This window comes from Mesorhizobium sp. SARCC-RB16n (assembly GCF_008520305.1).
In the GTDB taxonomy this organism is placed as follows: domain Bacteria; phylum Pseudomonadota; class Alphaproteobacteria; order Rhizobiales; family Rhizobiaceae; genus Mesorhizobium.
The window spans coordinates 304,396-329,321 of record NZ_ML703264.1 but is presented as its reverse complement, the minus strand read 5'-3'; the positions used below and the strand labels follow the sequence as shown (position 1 = coordinate 329,321).

At 62.1% G+C, this 24,926-nt stretch carries 25 protein-coding genes; 12 read left to right on the top strand and 13 right to left on the bottom strand.

The features are described 5' to 3' along the window. Window positions 1–33: 33 nt before the first annotated feature. The 9 genes from C7I87_RS12285 to C7I87_RS12245 form a co-directional block, all read right to left on the bottom strand. Window positions 34–519, bottom strand: a complete 486-nt coding sequence (locus tag C7I87_RS12285) for a GNAT family N-acetyltransferase (protein WP_149904450.1) — start codon at window positions 517–519, stop codon at window positions 34–36. A 2-nt stretch (window positions 520–521) separates the two neighbouring features. Further along, entirely contained in the window at window positions 522–1,277 is a 756-nt protein-coding gene (locus C7I87_RS12280) for a molybdopterin-synthase adenylyltransferase MoeB (RefSeq protein WP_149904449.1), read from the bottom strand. 32 nt (window positions 1,278–1,309) lie between these two features. Next, window positions 1,310–2,449, bottom strand: a complete 1,140-nt coding sequence (gene recF / locus C7I87_RS12275) for a DNA replication/repair protein RecF (RefSeq protein WP_149904448.1) — start codon at window positions 2,447–2,449, stop codon at window positions 1,310–1,312. A 62-nt stretch (window positions 2,450–2,511) separates the two neighbouring features. Then, window positions 2,512–3,630: a DNA polymerase III subunit beta gene (dnaN, locus tag C7I87_RS12270; RefSeq protein ID WP_127276856.1), complete on the bottom strand. Its 1,119-nt coding sequence runs from the start codon at window positions 3,628–3,630 to the stop codon at window positions 2,512–2,514. 199 nt (window positions 3,631–3,829) lie between these two features. Then, the gene (dnaA, locus tag C7I87_RS12265) at window positions 3,830–5,374 is read right to left on the bottom strand and encodes a chromosomal replication initiator protein DnaA (protein ID WP_149904447.1); all 1,545 of its coding nucleotides are present in this window, start codon (window positions 5,372–5,374) and stop codon (window positions 3,830–3,832) included. A gap of 852 nt (window positions 5,375–6,226) precedes the next feature. Next, entirely contained in the window at window positions 6,227–6,493 is a 267-nt protein-coding gene (gene rpsT, locus C7I87_RS12260; RefSeq protein ID WP_056569958.1) for a 30S ribosomal protein S20, read from the bottom strand. 179 nt (window positions 6,494–6,672) lie between these two features. Continuing rightward, the gene (locus tag C7I87_RS12255) at window positions 6,673–7,446 is read right to left on the bottom strand and encodes an enoyl-CoA hydratase (protein WP_149904446.1); all 774 of its coding nucleotides are present in this window, start codon (window positions 7,444–7,446) and stop codon (window positions 6,673–6,675) included. 33 nt (window positions 7,447–7,479) lie between these two features. Further along, complete coding sequence (mutM, locus tag C7I87_RS12250; RefSeq protein ID WP_149904445.1) at window positions 7,480–8,370, bottom strand: bifunctional DNA-formamidopyrimidine glycosylase/DNA-(apurinic or apyrimidinic site) lyase; 891 nt, start codon at window positions 8,368–8,370, stop codon at window positions 7,480–7,482. After that, complete coding sequence (locus tag C7I87_RS12245) at window positions 8,363–9,604, bottom strand: phosphopentomutase (protein ID WP_149904444.1); 1,242 nt, start codon at window positions 9,602–9,604, stop codon at window positions 8,363–8,365. The genes mutM and C7I87_RS12245 overlap by 8 nt, the downstream gene beginning before the upstream one ends. Before the next feature lie 271 nt (window positions 9,605–9,875). Between C7I87_RS12245 and C7I87_RS12240 the strand changes: the two genes are divergently transcribed. Beyond that, window positions 9,876–10,799, top strand: coding sequence for a phosphate/phosphite/phosphonate ABC transporter substrate-binding protein (locus tag C7I87_RS12240; protein ID WP_149904443.1), 924 nt, complete (start codon window positions 9,876–9,878; stop codon window positions 10,797–10,799). A 5-nt stretch (window positions 10,800–10,804) separates the two neighbouring features. On the opposite strand, the gene C7I87_RS12235 is transcribed toward C7I87_RS12240, so the two are convergent. The 3 genes from C7I87_RS12235 to C7I87_RS12225 all read right to left on the bottom strand — a co-directional run bounded on the left by C7I87_RS12235 (window position 10,805) and on the right by C7I87_RS12225 (window position 12,612). Next, complete coding sequence (locus C7I87_RS12235; RefSeq protein ID WP_149904596.1) at window positions 10,805–11,428, bottom strand: TadE/TadG family type IV pilus assembly protein; 624 nt, start codon at window positions 11,426–11,428, stop codon at window positions 10,805–10,807. Between the two features lie 40 nt (window positions 11,429–11,468). Beyond that, entirely contained in the window at window positions 11,469–12,050 is a 582-nt protein-coding gene (locus C7I87_RS12230; RefSeq protein WP_149904442.1) for a TadE/TadG family type IV pilus assembly protein, read from the bottom strand. A 139-nt stretch (window positions 12,051–12,189) separates the two neighbouring features. Further along, window positions 12,190–12,612: a pilus assembly protein N-terminal domain-containing protein gene (locus C7I87_RS12225; protein WP_149904441.1), complete on the bottom strand. Its 423-nt coding sequence runs from the start codon at window positions 12,610–12,612 to the stop codon at window positions 12,190–12,192. Between the two features lie 358 nt (window positions 12,613–12,970). Here C7I87_RS12225 and C7I87_RS12220 point away from each other — a divergent pair, with 358 nt between their 5' ends. From C7I87_RS12220 to C7I87_RS12180, 9 genes are all read left to right on the top strand, one after another. Further along, complete coding sequence (locus tag C7I87_RS12220) at window positions 12,971–13,147, top strand: Flp family type IVb pilin (protein ID WP_095198356.1); 177 nt, start codon at window positions 12,971–12,973, stop codon at window positions 13,145–13,147. 187 nt (window positions 13,148–13,334) lie between these two features. Then, complete coding sequence (locus C7I87_RS12215; RefSeq protein WP_149904440.1) at window positions 13,335–13,853, top strand: A24 family peptidase; 519 nt, start codon at window positions 13,335–13,337, stop codon at window positions 13,851–13,853. Window positions 13,854–14,063: 210 nt separating this feature from the next. Beyond that, window positions 14,064–14,879 carry a Flp pilus assembly protein CpaB gene (gene cpaB, locus C7I87_RS12210; RefSeq protein WP_149904439.1) on the top strand — a complete coding sequence of 272 codons (816 nt, stop codon included), beginning with the start codon at window positions 14,064–14,066 and terminating at the stop codon, window positions 14,877–14,879. Next, complete coding sequence (locus tag C7I87_RS12205) at window positions 14,876–16,390, top strand: type II and III secretion system protein family protein (protein ID WP_149904438.1); 1,515 nt, start codon at window positions 14,876–14,878, stop codon at window positions 16,388–16,390. Before cpaB ends, C7I87_RS12205 begins: the two co-directional genes overlap by 4 nt. Before the next feature lie 14 nt (window positions 16,391–16,404). Continuing rightward, a complete protein-coding gene (locus C7I87_RS12200; RefSeq protein ID WP_149904437.1) occupies window positions 16,405–17,136 on the top strand; it encodes a CpaD family pilus assembly protein in 732 nt (243 codons plus the stop codon). A gap of 47 nt (window positions 17,137–17,183) precedes the next feature. Beyond that, window positions 17,184–18,473: a CpaE/TadZ family protein gene (locus tag C7I87_RS12195; protein WP_149904436.1), complete on the top strand. Its 1,290-nt coding sequence runs from the start codon at window positions 17,184–17,186 to the stop codon at window positions 18,471–18,473. Window positions 18,474–18,496: 23 nt separating this feature from the next. After that, complete coding sequence (locus tag C7I87_RS12190) at window positions 18,497–20,002, top strand: TadA family conjugal transfer-associated ATPase (protein ID WP_149904435.1); 1,506 nt, start codon at window positions 18,497–18,499, stop codon at window positions 20,000–20,002. 29 nt (window positions 20,003–20,031) lie between these two features. Next, complete coding sequence (locus C7I87_RS12185; RefSeq protein WP_149904434.1) at window positions 20,032–21,045, top strand: type II secretion system F family protein; 1,014 nt, start codon at window positions 20,032–20,034, stop codon at window positions 21,043–21,045. Window positions 21,046–21,054: 9 nt separating this feature from the next. Continuing rightward, window positions 21,055–22,080, top strand: a complete 1,026-nt coding sequence (locus C7I87_RS12180; protein ID WP_149904433.1) for a type II secretion system F family protein — start codon at window positions 21,055–21,057, stop codon at window positions 22,078–22,080. An 82-nt stretch (window positions 22,081–22,162) separates the two neighbouring features. On the opposite strand, the gene C7I87_RS12175 is transcribed toward C7I87_RS12180, so the two are convergent. After that, the gene (locus C7I87_RS12175) at window positions 22,163–22,993 is read right to left on the bottom strand and encodes a tetratricopeptide repeat protein (RefSeq protein ID WP_149904432.1); all 831 of its coding nucleotides are present in this window, start codon (window positions 22,991–22,993) and stop codon (window positions 22,163–22,165) included. 129 nt (window positions 22,994–23,122) lie between these two features. Between C7I87_RS12175 and C7I87_RS12170 the strand changes: the two genes are divergently transcribed. After that, entirely contained in the window at window positions 23,123–24,487 is a 1,365-nt protein-coding gene (locus tag C7I87_RS12170) for a leucyl aminopeptidase family protein (RefSeq protein ID WP_149904431.1), read from the top strand. Window positions 24,488–24,559: 72 nt separating this feature from the next. Beyond that, complete coding sequence (locus C7I87_RS12165) at window positions 24,560–24,910, top strand: MarR family winged helix-turn-helix transcriptional regulator (RefSeq protein ID WP_140507608.1); 351 nt, start codon at window positions 24,560–24,562, stop codon at window positions 24,908–24,910. Window positions 24,911–24,926: the final 16 nt, after the last annotated feature.

Sequence of the window (24,926 nt, the reverse complement as noted above, 5' to 3'; positions counted from 1 at the left end):
GGCGCCGCTCGCCGTTCAATGTAACGCGAAGCTTTACGAAATCGTTTTGCGCATGGTGATGGACGTCGGCCTGTCATAGCCGTCATGCGCCGTCCGTTCGGTTTCGTGAAAGCCGAGCCGGACAAAGGCTGCATGGTTGGCGATGAGCTCGATCCTCGTCTCGAGTTCGATGGCGGCCTTGCCGCGGCTGCGGGCCAGATCTTCGGCCGCTTGCACCAGCCGCCGGCCAATGCCTTGCCCCTGGCGGCCCGGGGCGACGGCGAGCTTGCCGACATAAAAACCGTCAGCTCCCTCGAGAGCAAAAACGCAACCGACGATCGTGTCGCCGTCGAGTGCCAGAAAGCCCGTCTCCCGCAGGGCCTTGGCGCGCAACGCATCGACTGTGAGCAGGTGAGCCGACGACGGCGGGTCGATGATGCCGTCCATGAAGGCGAAGGCACGCGTGATGAGGGCAAGCACATCACCCCAGCGGCCGAAATCGGCCGGGATCTGCGTGATCGAAACATGGGATCGTTCCAAGATCAGCGTCTCTTGTAGCGGATCGTCTCGAAGCGCGCGGCCAGCGCATCATAGAGCAGCAGCCGGCCGATCAGCGGCTCGCCTATGCCGGTGACCAGCTTGATCGCCTCCATTGCCTGCAGCGTGCCGATGACGCCGGTCAGCGCGCCGAGCACCCCGGCCTCGGCACAGGACGGCACGAGGCCCGGCGGCGGGGCTTCGGGAAACAGATCCCGATAGCTCGGGTTTGGCTTGCCGTCGCTGCCGCTTTCGAAAGGCTTCAGCACGGTCACCGAGCCATCGAAACGTCCGACGGCCGCATGCACCAGCGGCTTCCCTTCGGCCGCGCAGGCATCGGCCACCACATAACGCGTCTCGAAATTGTCGGACCCGTCGACGACGACGTCGTAGCGGGCGACGAGAGCAGGGGCGTTTTCGGCATTGAGCCGAAATGTGTGCGCCTCGACTGATATGTTGGGATTGATGCGGGTGATCGCCGCCTCGGCGCTCTGGGTCTTCAGCATGCCAACCGTATCAGTGCCGTGAATGACCTGGCGTTGCAGGTTGGAGAGCGAAACGGTGTCGTCGTCGATCACGCCGAGCGTCCCGACGCCGGCCGCGGCGAGATACTCAAGCACCGGCGCACCGAGTCCTCCGGCGCCGATCACCAGGACCCGCGCCTGCTTGAGCTTCTGCTGGCCCGCGCCGCCGATCTCCGGCAGCACGATGTGGCGAGCATAGCGTTCGATCTCGTCGGCGGTGAGGGCGGCAGCGGTCATGTCAGGGACCATATAGCGGTCGAAAAACCTTGTCAGGGGTCTTCGGTTGGCCCAACCGTGCCGTGGTCGACCGTCAGGAACTGCGCGCGGCCATGCAGGCTGGAAAACAGCGCCGCATCGGTTCCCGTCATGAAAGCCTGGCAGTTCAGTTCCTCCAGGATCGAGAACAGTGCCGCGCGCCGGCCGCCATCGAGGTGCGCCGCGATCTCGTCGAGCAGCAGGATCGGCGTCAGGCCGGACATTTCGCCGGTCAGACGGGCATGCGACAGCACGATGCCGACCAGCAGTGCCTTCTGTTCGCCGGTCGAGCAGAGTTCGGCCGGCATTGCCTTGGGCCGGTGCCGGACCACGAGGTCTGAACGGTGCGGGCCTTCGAGGGTGCGTCCGGCGGCACGGTCACGGTCTCGGCCATCTGCAAGTGCCCGCCGGAACCGCTCCTCGACATCGACCGCCGGCGCGCCGGCAATCTCGGCCTCCAGGTCACCCGAAAGGCCGATATCGGCCTGCGGAAACGGTCCGGTGTCGGGCAGCCTGCCGATCATGGCGGCCAGCAGCCGCACCATTTCGGCGCGCGCCGCCGCGATCGCCACGCCGGTCTCCGCCATCTGCGTCTCTATCGCCTCGAACCAGCCGGCATCGCGTGAGCCTTCCGTCAGCAGACGGTTACGGCCACGCATCGCCTTCTCGTAGTCGAGCGCACGCTGGCCATGTCCGGGATCGATCGCCAGCACCAGCCGGTCGAGAAAGCGCCGGCGATCCGCGGCCGGTCCGGTGAACAGCGAATCCATCGCCGGTGTCAGCCACACGACCCGCAGCCATTCCAGCATGTCCTCGGTCCGCGCAGCGGCTCCGTTTATACGCACCCGCCTGCCGCTTTCCGCAGAGTCGCCCCCGGGAATGCCCGTACCGATCTCGACCTCGCCGTCAGGTCCGTCGAGCCGGGCATGCAGGGCGAAACCGCCATCGCCGCCCTCACGTGCCACATCCCCGTAAGGCGCGCGACGCAAGCCGCGCCCCGGCGTCAAAAAGGAGATCGCTTCGAGGAGATTGGTCTTGCCGGCACCATTGTCGCCGGAAAAGACCACCGCGCCCGGAGCAACATCTATCGCCAGGGTTGCGTAATTGCGAAAATTAGTAAGCGTAAGCTTACTTATGTGGGTTTGTGCCGGCAACCGCTATCCGCCTGTAGAAGTCACCGCAACTGCAACGCTAGCTGCCAGGCGACGCCGCGCCGCTATACCCGCATCGGCATCAGCACGTAAAGCGCGGTCTCATCGGCCATGTCGTGGATCAGCGTCGGCGAACCGGCATCGGCCAGCATGAATTTGGCTTCCGTTCCGGTCAGTTGCGCCGCGACATCGAGCAGGTATTTGGCGTTGAAGCCAATCTCGATCGGGTCGGCCGAATAGTCTGCCGCCAGTTCTTCCGTGGCGCTGCCCGAATCCGGATTGTTGACGGCGAGCGTCACCTGGCCTTCGCTGATCGAGAGCTTCACCGCGCGGCCGCGTTCGGAAGAGATGGTCGAGACACGGTCGACCGCGGCGGCGAAGCTCTGGCGGTCGAGGATCAGCTTCTTGTCGTTGCCGGTCGGAATGACCCGCTGATAGTCCGGAAAGGTGCCGTCGATCAGCTTCGAGGTCAGGACGACGCTGCCGATGGTGAAGCGGATCTTGGTGTCGGACAGTTCGGTGGTCACAGCGACATCAGGATCGTCGACCAGCTTCTGCAGTTCGCTCACCGTCTTGCGCGGGATGATGATGCCAGGCATGCCTTCGGAGCCAGCCGGTGCGTCGATCTCGGCGCGCGCCAGGCGATGGCCGTCGGTTGCCACCGAGCGCAGCTTCAGCTTGCCGCCGACTTCATGCGTGTGCAGGTAGATGCCGTTGAGATAATAGCGCGTCTCCTCGGTGGAGATGGCGAACTGCGTCTTCTCGATCAGACCCTTCAGCGCCACCGAGTCGAGACGGAAGATATGCGAAAAGGATCCGGCCGAAAGCTCGGGAAAGTCGGATTGCGGCAGGCACTGCAGGCGGAAGCTGGAGCGGCCCGACGTCACCGTCATGGCGTTGCCGTCCTCATCCGTCTTCAGCATCACCTCGGCGCCGTCGGAAAGCTTGCGCACGATATCGTAGAGCAAGTGCGCGGGGACGGTCGTCGCGCCGCCGCGCTCGACCTTGGCGGGCGTCGCTTCCGTCACCTCCAGGTCGAGGTCGGTGGCCTTCATTTCGAGGCTGGCGCCCTCGGCGCTGAGCAGCACGTTGGATAGGATCGGTATGGTGTTGCGCCGTTCGACCACGCGGTGGACGTGGTTGAGCGACTTCAGGAGATTTGACCGTTCCAGGATAACACGCATGACGAAACAGGCTCGCTTGAATGAATGAACGGGTCTCCGGCTTGCGGCGCCCCGCGAAAGGTCTGAACAGGCTTCAGAATCTACGCAAACTGACAGGAAAAAACCAGTGAACGCAAGCCCGCGCCACCGGTTCGGGCCGGTTACGCGGGCTTTCTGGGGATAAAGCTGGCCAACTCTGCAAGCGGCCCGTTTCTGGCCGTCAGGCCTGGTCGTTGATCAGCCTTCTCAGCAATTCCAGTTCCTGCGCCAGCGTGTTGTCATTGCCGGAAAGGTCCTCGATCTTGCGCACGGCGTGCAGCACCGTCGTGTGGTCGCGGCCGCCGAAGCGCCGTCCGATTTCCGGCAGCGAGCGCGGCGTCATCACCTTCGACAGGTACATGGCGACCTGCCGCGGCTTGACGATGGTGCGCGTGCGCCGGTTGGACAAAAGTTCCGTCTTCGAGACGTTGTAGTGGCGCGCCACGATGCGCTGGATGTCCTCGATGCGGACCCGCTTCGGTTCGCCTGTGCGATAGATGTGGCCGAGAATCTCGTCGATGCGGTCGATGGTGATCTGCGGTTCGAACGACTGGCGAAACAGGAGCTGGTTGAAGGCGCCTTCCAGTTCGCGTCCGCTGCCGGTCACGGTGCGGGCAACGTGGTTGAGGATCTCTTCGGAAATGTCGAGCGATGCATCGTCGATCCTGGCTGTGGCCAGGCGCAGTTTGAGCATGCCGAGCCGCATGGCGAAATCGGGAGCCGACATTTCGAGCGCGACGCCGCCATTGAGGCGCGAGCGGACCCGCGGTTCGAGCGATTCCAACTCCGACGGTGGCCGGTCGGCGGCGACGACCACCTGCTTGGCGCTGTCGAGCAACATGTTGATCAAATGGCAGAATTCATGCTGGATCGACTTACCCTGCAGGAACTGCATGTCGTCGATGATCAACAGGTCGATGTCGCGCAGCTGCTCCTTGAGCGTCAATGCGTTGTTATCGCGGATCGCGGTGGCGAAGCGCCACATGAAATACTCGGCGGTGAGATAGACGACGCGTGACTTCGGATTCTGCTTCAGCGATTCCGCGGCGATGGCCTGCAAGAGGTGAGTCTTGCCGAGCCCGACGGTGGCATGCAGGAAAAGCGGATTGAAGCGCACCGCGCTCGACTGAGATTCCGCCACGGCCTTGGCGGCGGCGAAGGCCACGCGGTTCGAGGGCCCTTCGATGAAGGAACCGAACGTGTAACGTGGATCAAGCGGTGATCCCAGCACATTGTGGCGGAACTCGCTCTCGACCGGCACACCCGGGCGCGGCACGGGAGACCGCTCCACCCTGCCTGGGCTGACGGTGCCGGCGGCCAGCGCCGTCTGCGTCTGCCGCGTCATCTTGCGCGCCGGAGCCAATTCCGGTTCGGGCTGGCTGCGCCCCTGACGGGTCGCGGTGCGCACGACGATCTCGATCTTGAGAAGCTCGGGATCCTCGTGCTTCCACAGCTCGGAAATGAGATCGTGATAGTGGCCGTTGATCCACGAGCGCAGGAACGCGGTGGGCACGGAGATGCGGACAATGCCCTTGGAAGCTTCCGCGACCTTCATGCGGCCGAACCAGCTTGAATAGACTTCGGTGCCCAGGCGCGCCTTCAACTGGGCCTTGACCCGGTCGAATTTCTGTTCCGCGTCGCTGGAGACCGCCATCTCGTTTGCTCCGACCAAAGTTCCAGGAAATGGGAGGTCGCCCGTAAGCTCCCTTTCGATGCCGCTCTGCATGATCGAGTTCCTTGCCTTTCTGTACCTGTTTTTCGCCGGAGATGCGCCTCCTGCATCCTTTTCCAGCGACCGTGTCTTCGCTACGATGCCCATTGCCGCCGCCGGCAATGAACGTCGCCCACCATCCAAGGGAACCGGTGCCGGCCCATGGAGCCAGTCCGCGTTGGGTATGTCAGGGCAATACAGCACCGTCCGGCGAAAGAGCGCCGGCGCGCCGTCCTACCTGCCATGTCTAGTTACGCCAGTCCCCTACCGTATCGAAAAAGAGCAAACCATACCCGTCCGCGGACTTGATCCGCGTCGCAAATCCCGCCAATTTAAGCTGGCCGCGTCAGGCTGGGTTAAGGGCCAGAGGCCCGTCCCTTTCGATAGATCGACATTACCGAAATCGCTGTGGATAGGGCAAGGCCACGTCTAACGGATTTTTAAGGAATCTGGTTACCTCGGGCGCGTTGGAGCGCCATGCCGCGGCGGCAGCTTTTGACAAAGCCATTGTGATTCAAACCCTTTTCCGACGAATATGAAAAAGCCGGGCCGGCGCGAAATTTTCTGAAATAATTCGCTTGACAGCCAGTTGTCCTCCCGTCCCTTCGGCGCGTTGTGGACAAGCTGTGGACGACCATCGTTAACTATTTGAAAAACATCGGCTATTTCTGCGGGGCGAAGTTTTTTTGGGCGACGCTTTTCAAGCGTGCCGGTCATCGGCGGGCATGTATGTGCCGGCAAAGCATTTCGAACACTGGACTCTGCATTTGCAGCTGTTTGCGGCTATTCTTTTTAAGTACTTGCCGGCAAACGAAAAAACCCGGCGCGATCGGCCGGGTTCGAAGAAGATTGTCCTGAGAAGGCGGTTCAGGCCGACAGCACCTTGAGGCGCTGGGCGAGACGCGACACCTTGCGCGATGCCGTGTTCTTGTGGATCACGCCCTTGGTCGCGGCGCGCATCAATTCCGGCTCGGCTGCCTTAAAGGCGGCCTGTGCAGCCGCCTTGTCGCCCGAGGCGAGTGCCTCCTCGACCTGGCGGACGTAGGTGCGGACGCGCGAGCGGCGGTTCTTGTTGATCGCTGCGCGGCGGACGATCTTGCGCGTTGCCTTTTTGGCCGAGGATGTGTTGGCCATGATGCCTCTCTTCTGATCTGGTCGGCGCATGCGGCGTGCCGCAGGGCGCAAAAAACAAACGGGCAGCCACGGGGCCGCCTCGGTTGGTGCGGCTTATAGTTCAGCTTTTCCGGCGCGTCAACGCCGCTTGATGTTCTTTTTGGCCGATACCACGGTTTCGGTCACTGGCCCGCAATGCCCTACCGGTTGGTGAAATTCGGCTTCCGTTTTTCGGCGAACGCCGCCATGCCTTCCTTCTGGTCTTCGAGCGCGAAAAGCGAATGGAACAGGCGGCGTTCGAAGCGCAATCCCTCGGCAAGCGTCGTCTCATAGGCGCGGTTGACCGCTTCCTTGGCCATCATCACCGACGGCAGCGAGAAATCGGCGATTTTGGCCGCCGCCTTGACGGCCTCCTCGACCAACTCGCCGGCCGGAACGACGCGCGACACGAGGCCCGAACGTTCGGCCTCCGCGGCATCCATCATCCGTCCGGTCAGGCACATGTCCATCGCTTTCGATTTGCCGACGAACCGTGTCAGGCGTTGCGACCCGCCCATGCCGGGAATGACACCGAGCGTGATCTCCGGCTGGCCGAATTTGGCCGTGTCGGCGGCAATGATGAAATCGCACATCATTGCCAGTTCGCACCCGCCACCGAGCGCATAACCGGCCACCGCCGCAATGATCGGCTTTCGCGCCCGCGTGAACTCTTCCCAGCCAACGAAGAAGTCTTGGCTGTAGGCATCCGCATAGGAGATTGCCTGCATTTCCTTGATGTCGGCACCGGCGGCAAAGGCCTTGTCGGAACCGGTAACAACCATGGCGCCGATGCCTGGATCGGCGCAAAAAACGTTCACGGCTGCGACGAGTTCAGCCAGAATCTGGGAATTCAACGCGTTGAGCGCCTTTGGCCGGTTCAGCGTGATCAGCCCGACCTTGCCGCGCGTCTCGGTGATGATCGTCTCATAGGCCATTGGCTGTTCCTCCTTGCTCGGCACCGGTCTAGCTCACGTCTGACACGTCCGGCAATAGAAGGTCGAGCGCCCGCTCTGCATGATACGTTCGACATGGCCGCCGCAGCCGGGCTTCGGGCAAGGCTCGCCCTCGCGGTCGTACACGGCGAACGAATGCTGGAAATAACCCAGCGATCCATCGGTATGCATATAGTCGCGCAGCGAAGACCCGCCGGCCGCGATGGCATCTGATATGACCGAGCGGATCGCCTCGGCGAGGCGTTCGCTTTGCTCCCTGGCCTTCTTGCCTGGCCTGGCGATGGTGCCCGCCTCGCGCAGTGGTGACAGGCCGGCGCGCCAGAGAGCCTCCGAGACATATATATTGCCTAGGCCGGCGATCAGCCTCTGGTCGAGAAGCGCTGCTTTGAGCGGCGATCTGCGGCCTTTCAGCAACGAGGCAAGCAGAACGCCGTCCAGCGCATTGCCGGTGGGTTCGACGCCCAGCCCGGCAAGCATCGGATGTGTCTCCGGCGGCTCTTGCGCAAACAGCATGAAACCGAAGCGGCGCGGGTCGTTGAAGATCACACGTGACCGCCCGCCGGCTGCGGAAACGACATGGAACACGACATGATCGTGCGCCGCGCTCTTCGAGCGTTCATGGTGGAACACGCCCGGTGTCTCGCCGTCGTCGCCGGTCTCGATGCGAAAAGAGCCGGACATGCCGAGATGACAGATCAGCACCGGACCGCCCTGCATATGCATAGTCAGGTATTTGGCCCGCCGCCCAAGCGCCGTGATCGTCGCGCCGGTCAGCCGCTCCGAAAACCGTTCGGGGAAGGGGAACCGCAGGTCGGGCCGTCTCATCTCGACCTTGGCCAGATGGGCACCTTCCAGGATCGGCTGCAGACCGCGCCGGACCGTTTCGACTTCGGGTAATTCAGGCATGGCCGCCAATCGAGGCATGGAAGGATATGCCGTTGCGGCCGCGCGCCAGCGCGAGATGTTCGGCAACCGTCTCGCCGATATCGGCGAATGTCGCCCTCAACCCTATGTCGCCGCCCTTGAGACCAGGTCCAGTGCCGATGACCGGAATGCGTTCACGCGTATGATCGGTGCCGCGCCAGGTCGGATCGTTGCCGTGATCTGCAGTCATGATGAGAAGGTCGCCCCGCTTCAGCTTCGCAAATGCCTCCGGAAGCCTCCGGTCGAAGGCCTCCAGCGCGGCGGCATAGCCGGCGACATCGCGGCGATGACCGAATTCGGTGTCGAAATCGACGAAATTGGCGAAGACGAGGTCGCCGTCGGTGGCCTCGTCCATCGCGACCAGCGCCTGGTCGAACATGGCCATGTTGCCCGCCGCCTTGCGGACTTGCGAAATCCCTCGATGGGCGAAGATGTCGCCGATCTTGCCAACGGCAATGACGCGGCTGCCACGCGCAGTCAGCCGGTCGAGCAATGTCGGCTCGGGTGGGGGCACGGCGTAGTCGCGGCGGTTGTAGGTCCGCTCGAAGGCGGCTGATGTCTCGCCGACGAACGGACGCGCGATCACCCGTCCGATCCTCAGCGGGTCGACCAGCCGGCGCACCACCTGGCAGAACTCATAGAGCCGCTCCAGGCCGAAATGGATCTCATGCGCGGCGATCTGCAGGACGGAATCGACCGACGTGTAGCAAATCGGCTTGCCGGTGCGGATATGTTCCTCGCCGAACCGCTCGATGATCTCGGTGCCTGGCGCATGGCAATTGCCGAGGATGCCGGGAACCTTGCCCTCGCGGATGATCGCCTCGGTCAGGTCGGCCGGAAAGGCGGGAACCGTGTCCGGGAAATAGCCCCAGTCGAAGCGCACCGGCAGGCCTGCGATCTCCCAGTGGCCGGAGGGCGTGTCCTTGCCGGTCGAAATCTCCTGCGCCGCGCCATGGAAGGCATTGGCGAGCAGGTCCGTTCCGAAATGCGTAAAACCAAGTCCTGTCGCCGTCTCGGCCGCCTTGCCAAGTCCCAGCGATGCCATATGGGGGACGAACAATGGTCCTTGACGAAGCCCTTCGCGATCCGCGCGCCCTTCCGCGCAAGCTTCGGCGATGTGCGCCAGCGTGTTGGCGCCGGCGTCGCCATAGCTTTCGGCGTCGGCCGCGCCGCCGATGCCGAAGGAATCCAGGACAAAGAGGAAAGCACGCGCCATCGGGTCATTTGTTGCCAGTGTGGACGCCCAGACATAGGGTTCCACGGCGGCCTTGGCAATTCGGAAACCAAACGGCAACGGCTTGGCGCGATAGTCAGTCCATGTCGCCCAAAAGTGCGCAGCGGTTTTGGGACAACGACTTGGACAAGCTGGGAGCCATGTCGCCCAAAAATGCACAGCGGTTTTGGCAATGAGATACAGGCATAAAGATCAAGTGTCGCGACGAATTGGGCATGTCCATGGACGGAACAAAGGGCAAGGCGGTCCTGTCATGAAGGCTGCGCTCAAGGGATGGATCGCCCTCATGGCTGTAAACGGCGCATTCTCGTGCGGACCGGCGTGGGCAGACTGGCGCGATGATATCGGCACATTTCGCATCGGCATCGTCGCCGAGCCCGGCGCGGGCGACACCGTTCCCGGGCTGGCGGTGTTGACGCAAGCCTTTACCAATGCGCTCGGCATGAAGGTCGAATTTGTCGTTGCCCGCGATTATGCGGCACTGATCGAGGGACAGGCCAATGCACGGATCGAATACGCCATCTATTCGGCGACCGCCTACGCCACGGCGCTACAACGCTGCGGATGCATCCAGCCGCTCGTGGCTCCGGTCGATTCTGACGGTGCGGCCGGCATCCGGTCGGTGCTGCTGACCAGGGATGGCAAACTGCCCGGGCTGGCTGATATGGCGACCCACCGGATCGCCATTCCGCCGCCGGGCAGCGTCGGCGGTTGGCTTCTGCCCTTGGCGGGGTTAGCCGCCGAACACGTCGAGATCGCCGAAGATGCCCCGTTTCTTGTCCATGCCCCCTCGGCGTCGGCGGCCGAAACCATGCTCGTCGACGGCCGAGCCGACGCCATGTTCGGCTGGGTGAAGGCAGCGGCCGACGGCCAGCCGCGACTGGCCGGAGGCACGCAGGCAAGGCTCGAGGCATCAGGCCTTTCGGCCTCGGCCCTTCAAGTGGTGTGGATGTCGGGTCTGCTGAGATACGGTCCCCATGCAGTGCGCAGCGATCTCGATCCGGAAGCCAAGCGTCGGCTGGCCGTGTTCCTCACCAACCTCAAATCGACGACGCCGGACGTCTACGATCTTCTGGAATCGAAGCATACCGGCGGTTTCATGCCCGTGGTGTCAAAGGATTATGCTGCGGCAGGGGCCATCGTGCGCCTGGTGTCGATCGATGGCGGGCGGCGATAAGGTTTTCAGCAGTCGCTGCAAGGAATCGTGACGCTTCTGCGGGGGCGCAGATAATAGGTTTCGCTCATCGTCATGCCTTTGGCGAGAGTCTCGATAAACCCAAGCTTCTGTTGGGTGTCGGTCGTCCAGCCGACGATCGGCTTGTAGGCCAGGGTGCTGTCGACGCGGACGAGGAAGGTTCCGGCAACGTTGAGCGCTGTCGGCACCGTTGTGGTCGAGCCCGCTGCTGCACCGACGCCGTACACACCGCTGGTCACCTTGCGCGACCACACCACCTGCACCTTTGGCGGCGTATCGGTGGTGACCTGTATGGCCGTGATGGTGATGTCCGGGACCGAGCGGTTGTAGGGTAGAAGGGTTACGGTGCCGATCTTCATGATGGCATCGAGGTCCGCCTTGACGATGGTCGGCTGTTGCGTAACGAGATCGGCGACCATGCTGCCGACGCGGCTGACCTTCTTGCTCGCCTCTATGGCCTGCGAGGCCTCCATGGTCATGAAATACATGATCAGCAGGACAGGCGCGATAAGCGCGAACTCGACCGCCGCGACGCCACGGCGATTGGACCAGAACCGGACTGAGTTGCCCCAGAGCCCTGCAATTCCCAGATGTGCCCCCGCACGCATCATACTCATTGCCTTTTTTCTTGTTGGTGCTTCCGTGATGGTCTCAATTGTCGAACGGCTCGTTCTGCCAGGTCACCGAAGCGAAATGCAGGGTTTTGTTACCTCCCATCGACTGCGCCATCAGGTCGGTCATGATGGGCCATTTGTAAAAGACCCGCAGCATGTTCCTTGATTCGGCCGGGCCCGGCGCAACAGTAAAACTCTGTGTGGCGGCGCCGTTCGTAAGCACGACATCGCCATTCTGGATCTTGAATCCCGCGGCAGCCGCGTCGGCGAAGGTCGTGTACTGGCGAAGATCGACGCTCAGCTGATTGGGACAATCCTGGGAAACGATGATTTCCAGCTTGTCGCAGATCATGTTCTTCAAATTGTCTCCGGCGACGTCGGCGGCCCTCAACTGGCCGGTGCGCAGCCGGCGCGCGACGTCGTCGGTGATGTTGGCCATCACCTCCTGGCTGGCAAACGAGATGCAGCTTTCGAGGATGGCGAACACGAGGAGTGCGAACGGCATGGCAAGCAGCGCGAACTCCAGCGCCGTACTGCCGCGCCGGTCGCGCACGAAGCGTTGGAAAAACCTGGCGCGCTCCACCTTGTGCTGCCCTGTCGAGCCGAATTCCATGCTCATGCGATGTTCCTGCCATCCCTGGACGGTGCTGACAGATGTGTTAGCGCAAACCAATTGAGGTCCGGTTTGAATGATCGTTAAAGTCGGCACGGGCGTTTTAACCAGGCGGTAACCTGGACCATGGCGCGGTTCGTGCAGCCTATTTGCTGAGGCTCATCTCGGCTTCGGACGATTTCTCCGCCTCGCTCTTGTAGGAGCTTTCGCAATAGGGCGTGCACGACATGGTCTGGACCTCCGCGCGCCGGTAAATGCGAACCGACGAGGCTGCCTGGCGGACCACGGTAACCTGTGCGTCGACGATCGGGCTGCCGTCCTGGTCGAGAACGACGAGATTGGTGACACCGAAGCCTTTGCCGGTGAGCACGACCGTCGAGGCATCCTGGACGGAAGCATCGGCAATTGCCGGGTTGCCCACGACGATCGTGTCGGCAGGGCGTGACAGTTTCACGATCTTGGCCTGATTCATGGTGACCTCGATATCGGCACCAGCCTTGGCGGGCGTAATCAAGCTGGCGGCGGCAAGAAGCGCGGCAATCAGGATTGAGGATCTCGGCACGGCCATCAAGGCGCTCCACGCAAGCGGACTGTTCAACGGAACATGAACGAGATTGGTGAACCAACGGTTAAGTCGGCATGCCGTCCTCGGATGTACTGGTCGACATGGCTGTCCGCATGGCCGGATCTGCGCAGGGGCCGCAAGCCTCCCTGGGCCCTTGCCTTTTACGGCGTTGACCCGCGAAACGGGATATTAGCCAGCGCTTAGTGTGGGGTTAACCACGCACTTGGTTCGAGCCGGGAAAGGAATCGGTAAGGCTGTTTATTAAGCCGATCGAAAGAGCTTCTCCCTAGATTGCCAGCATCCGATCAACCATCACAGAAGTTGACGGAAGTGCTGTAACACGTGGAGTAGGAGCTCTCGAATGTCTAACCTTTTTGCACGTTTCGTGAAGGACGAATCCGGCGCGACCGCTATCGAATATGGTCTGATCGCCGCGCTCATCGCGCTCGCCATCATCACCGGTGCCGGCGCACTCGGCAATGCCATCAACGCCAAGTTCACCGCCATCGGAACCACCCTGAACACCAGCGGCAGCTAATCTGCTTATTGCTGATAGCTCAGATTGCGTCCTGGACAGGGGCCGCCATAGGGTGGCCCCTGTTTTATTTTACTTGTCTCGGGGCGCAGCGGAAACAGTCGTCTTTTTACTAAGGACCTCATCAATCGTTAATCGAACCAGCCTAGACTAAGTTTCTGTGGAATTCGCACGATAGGCACAATCGCCGATGCTTGAAGCCCTGATCTTCGTCGTCTTTCCGTTCTGCATGCTGTTTGCCGCGATCTCCGACATGCTGTCGATGACGATCGCCAATCGCGTGCCGGTGCTGCTTGTCGTCGTCTTCGCGCTGGTGGCGCCGCTGACGGGCATGGAATGGGCGGCCTACGGCTGGCATTTTGCCGCCGGCGCCATCGTCCTGGGCGTGACGTTCGGCCTGTTCGCACTGGGTGGCATGGGCGGTGGCGACGCCAAGCTGCTGGCAGGCACGGCCGTGTGGATGGGGCTCAACGTGCATCTCGTCGAATATCTTGTCGCCTCGACAATCATCGGCGGTCTTCTGACAATCGCGATCCTGCTCTACCGGAAGTCACCGCTGGCGATTTTCACCGGACGCAATCCATTCCTGCGTCATTTCGCGGAAGAGTCAGCTGGTGTTCCCTACGGGATCGCGCTCGGCCTGGGTGGCCTGCTGACCTACCCGGATTCGCCTTTGATGGTGTGGGCGCTGGCAAGGCTGGCAAGCTGAATTCATCAAATTTTGTCGCCCGAGATGCCTTGCACGCCGGCTTTGCGTAGTCGCGGCCCAGTCTTTCTGCGCATCGCGACGCGATCCATCCAATTTATGTAAACCTTAAATTAATCACGACTGTAAGCATTGCATTAACCTTGTTTTGACGATTGCCGCTGCAAAGTCCGGCTTGGCTACGTGGTTTGCCAAGGGCGAGGGTTCGGACAGATGCCAGCATCCCGATTGATTATTCTGAGCGTGGCGGTGGCCGCGGCGGGGGGTGCTGGCTATGTGGCGAAGAACATGGTCGCCACACCACCGCCCCAGATCGTCGTCGAGTCCGGCCAGAAGGCTCCCGAGGTTCCTCTGCAGGACGTGCTTGTGCTTTCTGGCGATGTCGCGATGGGCACCCAGCTCGAAAACAACATCGCCTGGCAGTCCTGGCCGGCTAACGGCATCAACGCGAATTTCATTACCAAGGCTACCGCTCCCGACGCTTTGGAGAAACTGAAGGGGTCGGTTGCCCGCGTGGCGATGTACGCGGGCGAGCCGGTGCGGCGCTCCAAGCTGATCGGCGAGGGACAAAGCTTCATGTCGGCCATCCTGCCTTCCGGCATGCGGGCGGTCGCAACGACGATATCGGCGGACACTTCAGCCGGCGGCTTCATCCTTCCAAACGATTTCGTCGACGTCATCATGACCCGCAGGGCCGATGCCAACAGCGGCGGCTCCGGCTTCAACACCGAAACCATCCTCAAGAACATCCGCGTCCTGGCAATCGACCAGACCATCCAGGAGGACGAGGAGGGCAAGAAGACCAAGGTAGGCCAGACGGCCACGCTGGAGCTGACGCCCAAACAGGCAGAGATCATCACCGTCGCCCAGCAGATGGCGGATCGCCTGACACTGGCGCTGCGGGCGATTACGGACACCCAGGAAAAGAATGTGGGCGAGGCCGACTATCTCGTTTCCGGCAATGGCCGCAAGGGGACAGTGAGATTGATCAAGTCGGGCGAAGTTTCCGAAGTAGGGGCAAGGAAATGAGGCTAAGCGCTAAACTGCCGGCAATCGTAGCCACGGCATTCGGCCTGCTGCTCGTCGGAGCGAATGTGCAGGGCGTCGAGGCGAAGAGCACGCAGGTAACAGCCACGACGGCCACACAGCGCGTCAAGCTTGGCCTCAACAAATCGGTGGTCATAGACCTGCCGAGCGATGCCTATGACATTCTTGTCGCCAATCCCTCTGTTGCCGACGCGGTGACCCGCACCGCAAGGCGTATCTACCTCTTTGGCAAGGCGGTCGGCGAAACCAACATCTTCGTCTTTGGGCCGAACGGCGAACAGATCGCCAGCCTGGACCTGGCCATCGAGCGCGACGTCGCCGGCCTGGAGGATTATATCAAGCGCTTCCTTCCGACCTCGGCCGTCAAGGTGGAACTGCTGAATGACAACGTTATCCTGACCGGTACCGTCGACACGCCGCTTGACGCGAAACGGGCCGTCGACCTGGCGACGATCTTCGTCTCGGGCGGTGAAGCGACGACGGGACAATATTCGCAAACGGCAGCAGGCGGCTCGGCCCAGAGCGGCGTCGACATCAACAACCCGGACACGCAACGCCGTACCTCGAAGATTGTCAATCTCTTGCAGATCATCGGTGACGACCAGGTCACGCTGAAGGTGACGGTGGCCGAAGTCAGCCGCTCCGTGATGAAGCAGCTCGGTGTCAACATGGTCGGCAGTGGCGGCAGCAACGGCATCAGCTATGGCGCGCTCAGTGACCCTTTCACCGGTCTCGGCAAGCCACTGTCGAACGCAGGCTTGAGCATCGGCTCCTCCGCACTGCAGGCATATATAAACGCCATGGAGCAGTCGGGGGTCATGAAGACGTTGGCCGAACCGACCCTGACCGCCGTATCTGGTGAGAAGGCGACCTTCAGGGTCGGTGGCGAATACAACATGGTGAGCGGCGTCTCAGCGAATGTATCGCAAGACAACCAGACTGGCTTGAAGACCTATACCGTCGATAAGATCGAGTACGGAATCGGATTGGAATTTCAGCCGGTGGTTTTGTCGCCTGGCCGGATAAGTCTGAAAGTCAGGACTTCGGTTTCCGAACCGACGACCGAGGGGTCCGTTTCGTCATCCACGGACAATAAAAGTATCGGCATGAACGCCCTGTCACTGCGCAAGCGTCTTGCAGATACGACTGTGGAACTGCCCTCCGGCGGCTCCATGATGATCGCTGGACTGGTTCGCGACGATGTCAGGCAAGCCGTCAACGGCTTGCCCGGGCTGACGAAGATCCCGGTGCTTGGCGCACTCTTCCGCAGCAGGGATTTCGTGCGCAATGAGACCGAGCTCGTCATCATCATCACGCCCTATCTGGTAAAGCCGGTAGCGCGCAATGATCTCGCCAAGCCGGACGACAATTTCAACGCTGCCAGCGATGGTGCCGCCATGTTCCTGGGCAAGGTCAATCGCGTCTACGGCACCATGCAGACCGACAAGCCCAACGGCCGCTACCACGGCGTTGTCGGCTTCATCTACAAGTGAACGGGAAAGCGGACATGTCTCAGTCAGCATTGAAGGCAAGGACCACGGCGATGCGCTCCGGCCGTTCTCGGATAAGCCTGCGGACCCTTCCGATCATGGCGGTGGCGGTATCGGCTCTACTGGCCGGTTGTGCCCAGCGCGACAGCGTTACCGTCGGCGCCATCCCCGACGACTATCGCACCAATCATCCGATCGTCATCGCGGAGAAGAACCAGAAGATAGATCTTCCTGTCGGCGCCGGCGACCGTGGCATGACCGGCTCGCAGCGCGACACGCTTCTGGGCTTCCTCGACGGTTACGACAAGAGCGCAGCTCCGACGCTGACGATCCAGATTCCAAGCGGGTCGGCCAACGAGGTTGCCGCGACGGCGGCCGGCCGCGATTTCGCTCGGCTCGCGGTCGCCAGCGGCGTCAAGCGCAACCGGATCGTCGTGGTTTCCTATCAGGCTGGATCGAGCGAGGCGTCAGCCCCGGTTCGCGTCTCCTATATCGCGGTGAGGGCACAGACCGACAAATGCGGACGTTGGCCCGCTGATCTGGTGGAAACGTCGGAAAACAAGCACTACGCAGATTTCGGCTGCTCCTATCAGAACAATCTTGCCGCCCAGATGGCTAATCCCGCCGATCTGCTCGGGCCGCGCAAGCAGACCACCATCGACGCGGAAAATCGTGGCGCGGTTATAGACTTGTACCGAACCCGGGGCATTTCGACTGAATTCCTCGGCAACTCGGAAGTGACTTATTAAGCCGCCCTTGGAAAGAAGCGACGCCAGGAACAGGCCACGGAAAGAGCATGACCATGAGCAACCTTGCCTATGACGCTACCGTGGAGGGCGGTGATACCTCGCCGCAGGACGTCGCTGCGATGCAGGCGTTGCGGCCGGTTCCGCGCATTTCGATCCAGGCATTCTGCGAGACGGAGGGCGTTGCCAATCCGGTCCAGCGCGCCGGCGAGGACCGCCGCATGACCAAGGCGCATCTCAAGGTCCACATGGGCGGCGTTCCCACCGCCATCGAGTTCTACCAGTCGGCGCCGACACCGAACCTGATCCTGCTGGAATCGCGCAGCGAACCCAAGCAACTGCTGGAGCAACTCGCCCAGCTTTCGGAATACTGCGATCCATCCTCGAAAGTGGTGGTGATCGGTCATTACAATGATGTTGGTCTCTATCGCGAACTCATCCGCTCCGGCATCTCCGAATATGTCATCGCGCCGGTGTCGATGGCCGACGTCGTCAGCGTCGTGTCGTCGATCTTCGTCGATCCGGATGCTGAACCGCTCGGCCGCTCGGTCGCCTTCGTCGGCGCCAAGGGCGGCGTCGGCTCTTCCACGATCGCCCACAATGTTGCCTGGGCAATGTCCTCCCTGTTCAAATCCGAGGTCGTTGTCGCCGATCTCGATCTCGCCTTCGGCACTGCCAACATCAATTTCGATCAGGATCCGGCCCAGGGCATTGCCGAGGCCGTGTTCTCGCCCGAGCGCATCGACGAAGTCTATCTCGACCGGCTGCTGACCCAATGCGCCGAGCATCTGTCGCTGCTCGCGGCGCCCTCGACGCTGGAACGCGTCTACGACTTCGATCCCGATGCATTCGCGCAACTTGTCGATACCGCGCAGCGCAGCGTGCCACTCCTTGTTCTCGACGTTCCCCATATCTGGACGGGGTGGGCCAAGAACACGCTGGTCAAGGCCGACGAGATCGTCATCACGGCGACGCCGGAATTGGCCAATCTGCGCAACACCAAGAACCTGGTCGACATGTTTAAGCGGCTTCGCCCGAACGACCCGCCGCCGAAATTGATCATCAACCAGGCCGGCGTGCCCAAGCGGCCGGAGATCTCGCCATCCGACTTCGCCGAGCCGCTGGGCCTGACACCGATGTCTGTCATCGGCTTTGACCCCGTGCTGTTCGGCAATGCGGCAAACAACGGGCGCATGCTGGGCGAGATGGATGCCAAGAACCCGGTTGTGGCCACGATCAACGAAATTGCTCATGTGTTGACAGGCCGCAGCGAAATCAGGGCGAAGAAGAAGGCTGGCCTGGGCAGCCTGCTCGGCAAGCTCTCGCGCAACAAGAAGTGACGCAATGGGGTCGGTAGTCGGTCATGTTCGGTAAAAGAGGCAACGACGACGGCAACCGGTTCCAGCCGGAATTTCGCCAGCCGGCACCGGCGCCAGCGCCGATCGCGCCGGCCGTCGCGGTTTCGGCGGACACTGCGGTTCTTTCCCGGCCCGCGGCCGCGCCGAGCGCGCCTGTCGCGCCACCGGCCAGGCGCACGGTCGAGGCGCCACCCATGGCGCCGGAACAGAGGAAGGGCCGCGAGAAGAGCGAAACCTATTACGATACCAAGAGTCAGGTTTTCTCGGCTCTCATCGATACGATCGACCTGTCGCAACTCGCCAAGCTCGATCCCGAAAGCGCTCGCGAGGAAATCCGCGACATCGTCAACGATATCATCGCAATCAAGAACTTCGCGATGTCGATCGCCGAGCAGGAAGAATTGCTCGAGGACATCTGCAATGACGTGCTTGGCTATGGTCCGCTCGAGCCGTTGCTCGCGCGCGACGACATCGCCGACATCATGGTCAACGGGTCCAAGAACGTCTACATCGAAGTGAACGGCAAGGTCGAACAGACCGGCATCCGATTCCGCGACAACCAGCAGCTGCTCAACATCTGCCAGCGTATCGTCAGCCAGGTCGGCCGCCGCGTCGACGAATCCAGCCCGATCTGCGACGCCCGTCTTCCCGACGGGTCGCGCGTCAACGTCATCGCGCCGCCGCTGGCCATCGACGGCACCGCGCTCACCATCCGCAAATTCAAGAAGGACAAGCTGACGCTGGATCAGCTGGTCAAGTTCGGCGCCATCTCGCCGCAGGGTGCCGAAGTTCTCAAGATCATCGGCCGTGTCCGCTGCAACATCGTCATCTCGGGCGGTACCGGCTCCGGCAAGACGACATTGCTCAACTGCCTGACCAACTACATCGACCGTGACGAGCGCGTCATCACCTGCGAGGACTCGGCCGAACTGCAACTGCAGCAGCCGCATGTCGTGCGCCTGGAAACGCGTCCGCCCAACCTCGAGGGCGAGGGCGAGGTGACGATGCGCGACCTGGTCAAGAACTGCCTGCGCATGCGGCCCGAACGCATCATCGTCGGCGAAGTTCGCGGACCCGAGGTCTTCGATCTTCTGCAGGCGATGAATACCGGCCATGACGGCTCGATGGGAACGATCCACTCCAACAGCCCGCGCGAATGCCTGAACCGTATCGAATCCATGATCGCCATGGGCGGCTATTCGCTGCCGCAGAAAACCGTGCGCGAAATCGTCGTCGGTTCGGTCGACGTGATAATCCAGGCGGCGCGCCTGCGCGATGGTTCGCGCCGCATTACTCATATTACCGAAGTGATCGGGATGGAGGGCGACGTCATCATCACCCAGGATATCGTCCTCTACAACATCAAGGGCGAGGACGCCAACGGCAGGCTGCTGGGTGAACACGTCTCGACCGGCATCGGCCGCCCCCATTTCTGGGAGCGAGCTCGATACTATGGCGAGGAGCAGCGTCTCGCCATAGCGCTCGAGGCCATGGAGAAACGTGCTGACTGACGCACCCGCAGGCGTGAAGGTTCTGGTCGATGTTTGGAATTGACGGCACCGTATTGGCGTTTGTCGTGCTCGCCGGCTTCAGCGCCGGCGCGGTCGCCTATGCATTCCTGTTCAACCAGATCAGCAATGAGAAGCAGACTGGAAAGCGGCTTGAAACGATCAAAGCCGCCGAGACCGACCGTTCTGTCGTCAAGGCGACGCGCGACCGCGCGGCGGACGCGGCCAAGCGCCGTAAATCGGTGCAGGATTCACTGAAGGAACTCGACGAGAAGCAGAAGACCAAGGACACCGCCATCAAGAAACCGCCGCTGAAAGCCCAGCTTCGCCAGGCTGGGATGAAGGTGTCGATCGAGCGTTTCTACATCTATTCGGCCATATGCGGCCTCGCGCTGACAATCGTCGCGTTCGTAGTCGGTGCACCGATGATTGTCTTGCCCGGTGTGCTGCTCGCCGGAGCGCTCGGCCTGCCGCGTTGGTTCGTCTCTTTTCGTCGTACCCGCCGCGTCAAGTCATTCCTCAACGAATTTCCAAACGCGCTCGACATCATCGTGCGGGCGGTCAAGTCCGGCCTGCCGCTGAACGACGCCATACGCCTGATCGCCAATGAATCGCCTGAGCCCGTAAAGACCGAGTTTCGCCGGATAGTCGATTCGCAACAGATGGGCCTGTCGATCCCCGACGCGACCTTGCGTATGCCCGAAACCATGCCGTGCACCGAGGCGAGTTTCTTCGGCATCGTCATCCAGATCCAGTCGCAGGCCGGCGGCAATCTCTCCGAGGCGCTGGGCAACCTTTCGCGCGTGTTGCGCGACCGCAAGAAGATGAAAGCCAAGGTCGCGGCCCTGTCGATGGAAGCCAAGGCATCCGCCGCCATCATCGGCGCCTTGCCTTTCATCGTCGCCTTTCTCGTCTATCTCTCCAGTCCCAACTATTTGATGCCGCTGTTCACGACCAGCGTCGGCCATTTGATACTCGGTTTCGCCGCCGTCTGGATGTCGATCGGCATCTTCGTGATGCGCAAGATGATGAACTTTGAAGTCTAGGGCCGTGGCATGACCGAACAAGTCATCAAATCACTGACGGATCCCAGCTTCCTGATTGCGCTGCTGGTCGCTATAGCCGTGTTCGCAACCGTTTTTACGCTGCTGCCGGCGCTTGGCGGAAACCAGCTCAAGTCGCGCATGAAATCAGTCGCGCTCGAGCGTGATGAGCTTCGCGCCAAGCAGCGCGCGCGGCTTGCGACCGAGGCCGATCGCCGCCGCAAGGGTCTGCGCGAGGAACAGTCGGTCGGCATGCGCAACATTGTCGACCGGCTCGATCTGCGGCGTGCGTTGGCCGACGAGGCCACCTTGCAAAAGCTCAAGGTTGCCGGCTTTCGAGGACAGAATCCGCTAACGCGTTTTCTGTTCTTCCGCCTGGTGCTTCCTTTTGTCGGCTTCGCGCTCGGTCTGATCTATATTTTCGTGCTTGGAGGATTGCCCGACAAGCCATTGGTGATCCGGCTGTTCGTCTGCGTCCTGGTTGCCTATGGCGGCTTCTACACGCCGGTCCTCTATGTCAACAACCGCGCGACCAAGCGCAAGCAGTCGATACAGATGGCGTGGCCGGATGCGCTCGACTTGATGCTGATCTGCGTGGAATCCGGCATGTCGGTGGAAGCCGCGCTGCGCAAGGTCGCCGACGAGATCGGCGCGCAGTCGGTGGCCCTGGCGGAAGAATTCATCCTGACCAACGCCGAGCTCTCCTATCTGCAGGAACGCAAGCAGGCTTACGAGAACCTGGCCAGTCGCACGGGGCTGGAATCGGTCAAGTCGGTGTCGCAGGCGCTCGTCCAGGCCGAGCGCTACGGCACGCCGGTGGCGCACGCGCTGCGCGTGCTTGCCAGCGAAAGCCGAGACATGCGCATGAACGCCGCCGAGAAGAAGGCAGCCGCCTTGCCGCCCAAGCTCACCGTGCCGATGATCTTGTTCTTCCTGCCGGTGCTGTTCGCCATCATCCTGGGGCCGGCGGGCATCCAGGTCAGCCAGCGCGGTATTTTCGGCGATCATTCCGGGGCGCCTGCGTCGACCAACCAGTAAACCAACGCGGAATCCGTCTGCGGAAACAAAAAGCCGCGCTGCAATCGAGCGCGGCTTTTACGATTTGCGGTAAGCACGGCGATCAGTTGGTGGCGGTTTTCGCCGGTTTCGCCTTGTCCTGATCCTTGAGCTGGGTCCAGGCGTTCTGCTGGGCCAGCATCTGCCTGAGATAGGCGACGTTGGCCTGTGCCTGTTCGGGCGAAAGTTCCTGCGAGGCGATCTTCTCGGCTTCGTCGAAACGGCCCTGCAGGCCGACAACGAGCGCCAGGTTCTGGCGCACCCGGCTGTCGGCGTTCGGTTGCTGGGCGGCCGACCGCATATAGGTCTCGGCGGTGCGCAGATCCCCTTCCAGCACGTAGGACATGCCGAGATTGGAAAGGATAGAAGGCTCGTTGGGCTTGAGTTCGAGGGCCTTGCGGTAAAGCTGCCGCGCCTCATTCTTCTGGTTGAGCTGGTCAAGTATGGCCCCTTCGGCGGAGACCAGCCTCCAGTCGGGATATTCCGGCGTCTGTGCGCGGCGCACCGCATCGAGCGCCGCCTCGAACTGGCCGTTGGCGGCCAGCGCCTTGCCATAGGCGGCGAGTACGTCGCGGTCCTTCGGATAGGCGATCGCCAGCTTGCGCATCACGGCAAGCGACTGGTCGGCATCGCCATCCATCTGCAGCGCGGCCGCGAAGTTGGTCGCGATGCGCTTGTCGTTGGGGTTCCTGGCGTAGGACTGGCCAAGAGCGGCGGTGGCATTGTGCAATTCTCCCGCCGACATCGTCTCCAGCGGCTTGCCGCTGGTGCGTCCGATAGAGCCGGTGGTGAGCTTGTCGGTCGCGCATCCCGCGACGCCTGCCGCGAGCGCCAACGCAAAAGCCGTGCTGACGAGCCGCTTTCCCCTGACATTCATCGTGCGGTTGATCGGCATTGGCACCGGCCTCCATTCATGCGCGTAGCCATTGCGTGGCCATCTTCCCTCCCGCAGAAATATTCTGTTAACCCTAACGGAGAGTTAAGAAACGCCGACTCGCTCAAGCTCGGCAGGAGAAGCATCTTGATGTCCGTGGAACTGGTCGAGAACAAGCTGAAGAACCCGCTGCCGATCCATCTGGTCGCCAGGGACGGCCTGGAGGCGGCCGATCTGTCGCCATCCATTGTCGCTTGGGCCAGGGCAAACGGCTTTTCCGGCGAGGCCGGCAGGACGCTGGTCGTGCCCGGCGAGAACGGAGCGCTCGGCGGCGCCATGTTCGGTCTTGGCGAGGGTGAGGGCGCGCTCGCCGTCGGCGCGCTGGCAAAAACCTTGCCGGAAGGCGACTGGTTTTTCGCCTCGGCGCCGGCCGAGCCTGAACTGGCGGCGATCGCGTTGGCTCTCGGCGGCTATGTCTTTACCCGCTATGGCAAGAAGCCGGGCAAGGCGCTGCGCTTCGAATTGCCGGCCGGGGTTAATGCGCAGCGCGTTCGCCGCATCGCCGACGGTGTCTTCCTGACACGCGACCTCGTCAACACGCCGACCAACGATATGGGACCGGACGATCTGGAGCGAGCCGTGCGGACACTGGCCGAGGCGCACAAAGCCGAGGTGTCGGTAATCAAGGGCGATGATCTGCTCCAGCGGAATTTCCCGATGATCCACGCCGTCGGCCGTGCCTCATCCGGCGCGCCGCGCTTGATCGACATGACATGGGGGCTTCAGGGAGCGCCGAAGGTGACGCTGGTCGGCAAGGGGGTCTGCTTCGACACCGGCGGCCTCGACATCAAGCCCTCTTCCGGCATGCTGCTGATGAAGAAGGACATGGGCGGCGCGGCCAATGTGCTGGGCCTGGCCTCGATGATCATGGCTGCCGGACTGAACGTGCGGCTGCGAGTGCTGATCCCCGCGGTCGAGAATTCCATCGCCGGCAACGCCTTCCGCCCGGGTGACGTGCTGACGAGCCGCAAGGGCATATCAGTAGAGATCGGCAATACGGACGCCGAGGGGAGGCTGGTGCTGGGCGATGCGCTGGCGCTGGCCGACGAGGAGGAACCGCGGCTCCTGGTCGACATGGCGACCCTGACGGGAGCAGCCCGCGTCGCGCTTGGCCCGGACCTGCCGCCCTTCTACACCGATGACGAGGCGCTTGCCTCGGAGCTGGCGGCGGCATCGCTGGCGGTCGAGGATCCGCTGTGGCGCATGCCGCTATGGCGGCCCTACGACGCGAAACTGTCGTCGAAGATCGCCGACATCAACAACGTCACCACGGATGGCTTCGCCGGTTCGATCACCGCGGCGCTGTTCCTTAAACGCTTCGTCGAGAAGACGGCAAGCTGGGCGCATTTCGACATCTTCGCCTGGAACCCCGCCGATCGTCCGCACGGCCCAGCCGGCGGCGAGGCGCAAGCAATCCGCGCTCTGGAGCGGATCATCTCGACACGCTACGGCTGATGCTTGCAGGCAGAGCCGGCAAATTGCCGAAACTGAAACGGAACCGAAACAATTTGGCGTCATGCTGGCGCGATGTCGATTGCGATGCGCCCGAGCCAGGCCTTGCGACTGTGGCAGCAAGTGATGCTGTCGCAGGTGCGCGAGGACGCGCCGGACCTGACCATGCGCCAGACGGCGATCCTGTTCACCATCTATCTCGATCCGCCGCCGCACACCGTGCGTGGGCTGGCCGCCCGCCTCAATGTCACCAAGCCGGTCATCACGCGCGCGCTCGACACGATGGGCGCGCTGAAACTGGTGTCGCGCCATCGCGACGAGCTCGACAAGCGCAATGTCCTGATCAAGCGCACCGTCGAGGGCGCGCTCTTTGTCGAGCGCTTCGGCGATGGTATCATCGCCAAGGCCCACGACTTGCCGATCTGACTGTAGTGCCATTCAA

Excerpts from the sequence above, each read along its gene's own strand:
- rpsT (WP_056569958.1), bottom strand. The coding sequence starts at position 6,493 with ATGGCCAACACATCCTCGGCCAAAAAGGCAACGCGCAAGATCGTCCGC.
- C7I87_RS12180 (WP_149904433.1), top strand. The coding sequence starts at position 21,055 with ATGACCGAACAAGTCATCAAATCACTGACGGATCCCAGCTTCCTGATT.
- C7I87_RS12215 (WP_149904440.1), top strand. The coding sequence starts at position 13,335 with ATGCTTGAAGCCCTGATCTTCGTCGTCTTTCCGTTCTGCATGCTGTTT.
- C7I87_RS12240 (WP_149904443.1), top strand. The coding sequence starts at position 9,876 with ATGAAGGCTGCGCTCAAGGGATGGATCGCCCTCATGGCTGTAAACGGC.
- dnaA (WP_149904447.1), bottom strand. The coding sequence starts at position 5,374 with ATGCAGAGCGGCATCGAAAGGGAGCTTACGGGCGACCTCCCATTTCCT.
- dnaN (WP_127276856.1), bottom strand. The coding sequence starts at position 3,630 with ATGCGTGTTATCCTGGAACGGTCAAATCTCCTGAAGTCGCTCAACCAC.
- C7I87_RS12195 (WP_149904436.1), top strand. The coding sequence starts at position 17,184 with ATGACCATGAGCAACCTTGCCTATGACGCTACCGTGGAGGGCGGTGAT.
- C7I87_RS12200 (WP_149904437.1), top strand. The coding sequence starts at position 16,405 with ATGTCTCAGTCAGCATTGAAGGCAAGGACCACGGCGATGCGCTCCGGC.
- C7I87_RS12205 (WP_149904438.1), top strand. The coding sequence starts at position 14,876 with ATGAGGCTAAGCGCTAAACTGCCGGCAATCGTAGCCACGGCATTCGGC.
- C7I87_RS12220 (WP_095198356.1), top strand. The coding sequence starts at position 12,971 with ATGTCTAACCTTTTTGCACGTTTCGTGAAGGACGAATCCGGCGCGACC.
- C7I87_RS12165 (WP_140507608.1), top strand. The coding sequence starts at position 24,560 with ATGTCGATTGCGATGCGCCCGAGCCAGGCCTTGCGACTGTGGCAGCAA.
- C7I87_RS12175 (WP_149904432.1), bottom strand. The coding sequence starts at position 22,993 with ATGCCGATCAACCGCACGATGAATGTCAGGGGAAAGCGGCTCGTCAGC.
- C7I87_RS12190 (WP_149904435.1), top strand. The coding sequence starts at position 18,497 with ATGTTCGGTAAAAGAGGCAACGACGACGGCAACCGGTTCCAGCCGGAA.
- C7I87_RS12280 (WP_149904449.1), bottom strand. The coding sequence starts at position 1,277 with ATGACCGCTGCCGCCCTCACCGCCGACGAGATCGAACGCTATGCTCGC.
- C7I87_RS12255 (WP_149904446.1), bottom strand. The coding sequence starts at position 7,446 with ATGGCCTATGAGACGATCATCACCGAGACGCGCGGCAAGGTCGGGCTG.
- C7I87_RS12185 (WP_149904434.1), top strand. The coding sequence starts at position 20,032 with ATGTTTGGAATTGACGGCACCGTATTGGCGTTTGTCGTGCTCGCCGGC.
- C7I87_RS12235 (WP_149904596.1), bottom strand. The coding sequence starts at position 11,428 with ATGATGCGTGCGGGGGCACATCTGGGAATTGCAGGGCTCTGGGGCAAC.
- C7I87_RS12230 (WP_149904442.1), bottom strand. The coding sequence starts at position 12,050 with ATGAGCATGGAATTCGGCTCGACAGGGCAGCACAAGGTGGAGCGCGCC.
- cpaB (WP_149904439.1), top strand. The coding sequence starts at position 14,064 with ATGCCAGCATCCCGATTGATTATTCTGAGCGTGGCGGTGGCCGCGGCG.
- C7I87_RS12170 (WP_149904431.1), top strand. The coding sequence starts at position 23,123 with ATGTCCGTGGAACTGGTCGAGAACAAGCTGAAGAACCCGCTGCCGATC.
- C7I87_RS12245 (WP_149904444.1), bottom strand. The coding sequence starts at position 9,604 with ATGGCGCGTGCTTTCCTCTTTGTCCTGGATTCCTTCGGCATCGGCGGC.
- C7I87_RS12225 (WP_149904441.1), bottom strand. The coding sequence starts at position 12,612 with ATGGCCGTGCCGAGATCCTCAATCCTGATTGCCGCGCTTCTTGCCGCC.
- mutM (WP_149904445.1), bottom strand. The coding sequence starts at position 8,370 with ATGCCTGAATTACCCGAAGTCGAAACGGTCCGGCGCGGTCTGCAGCCG.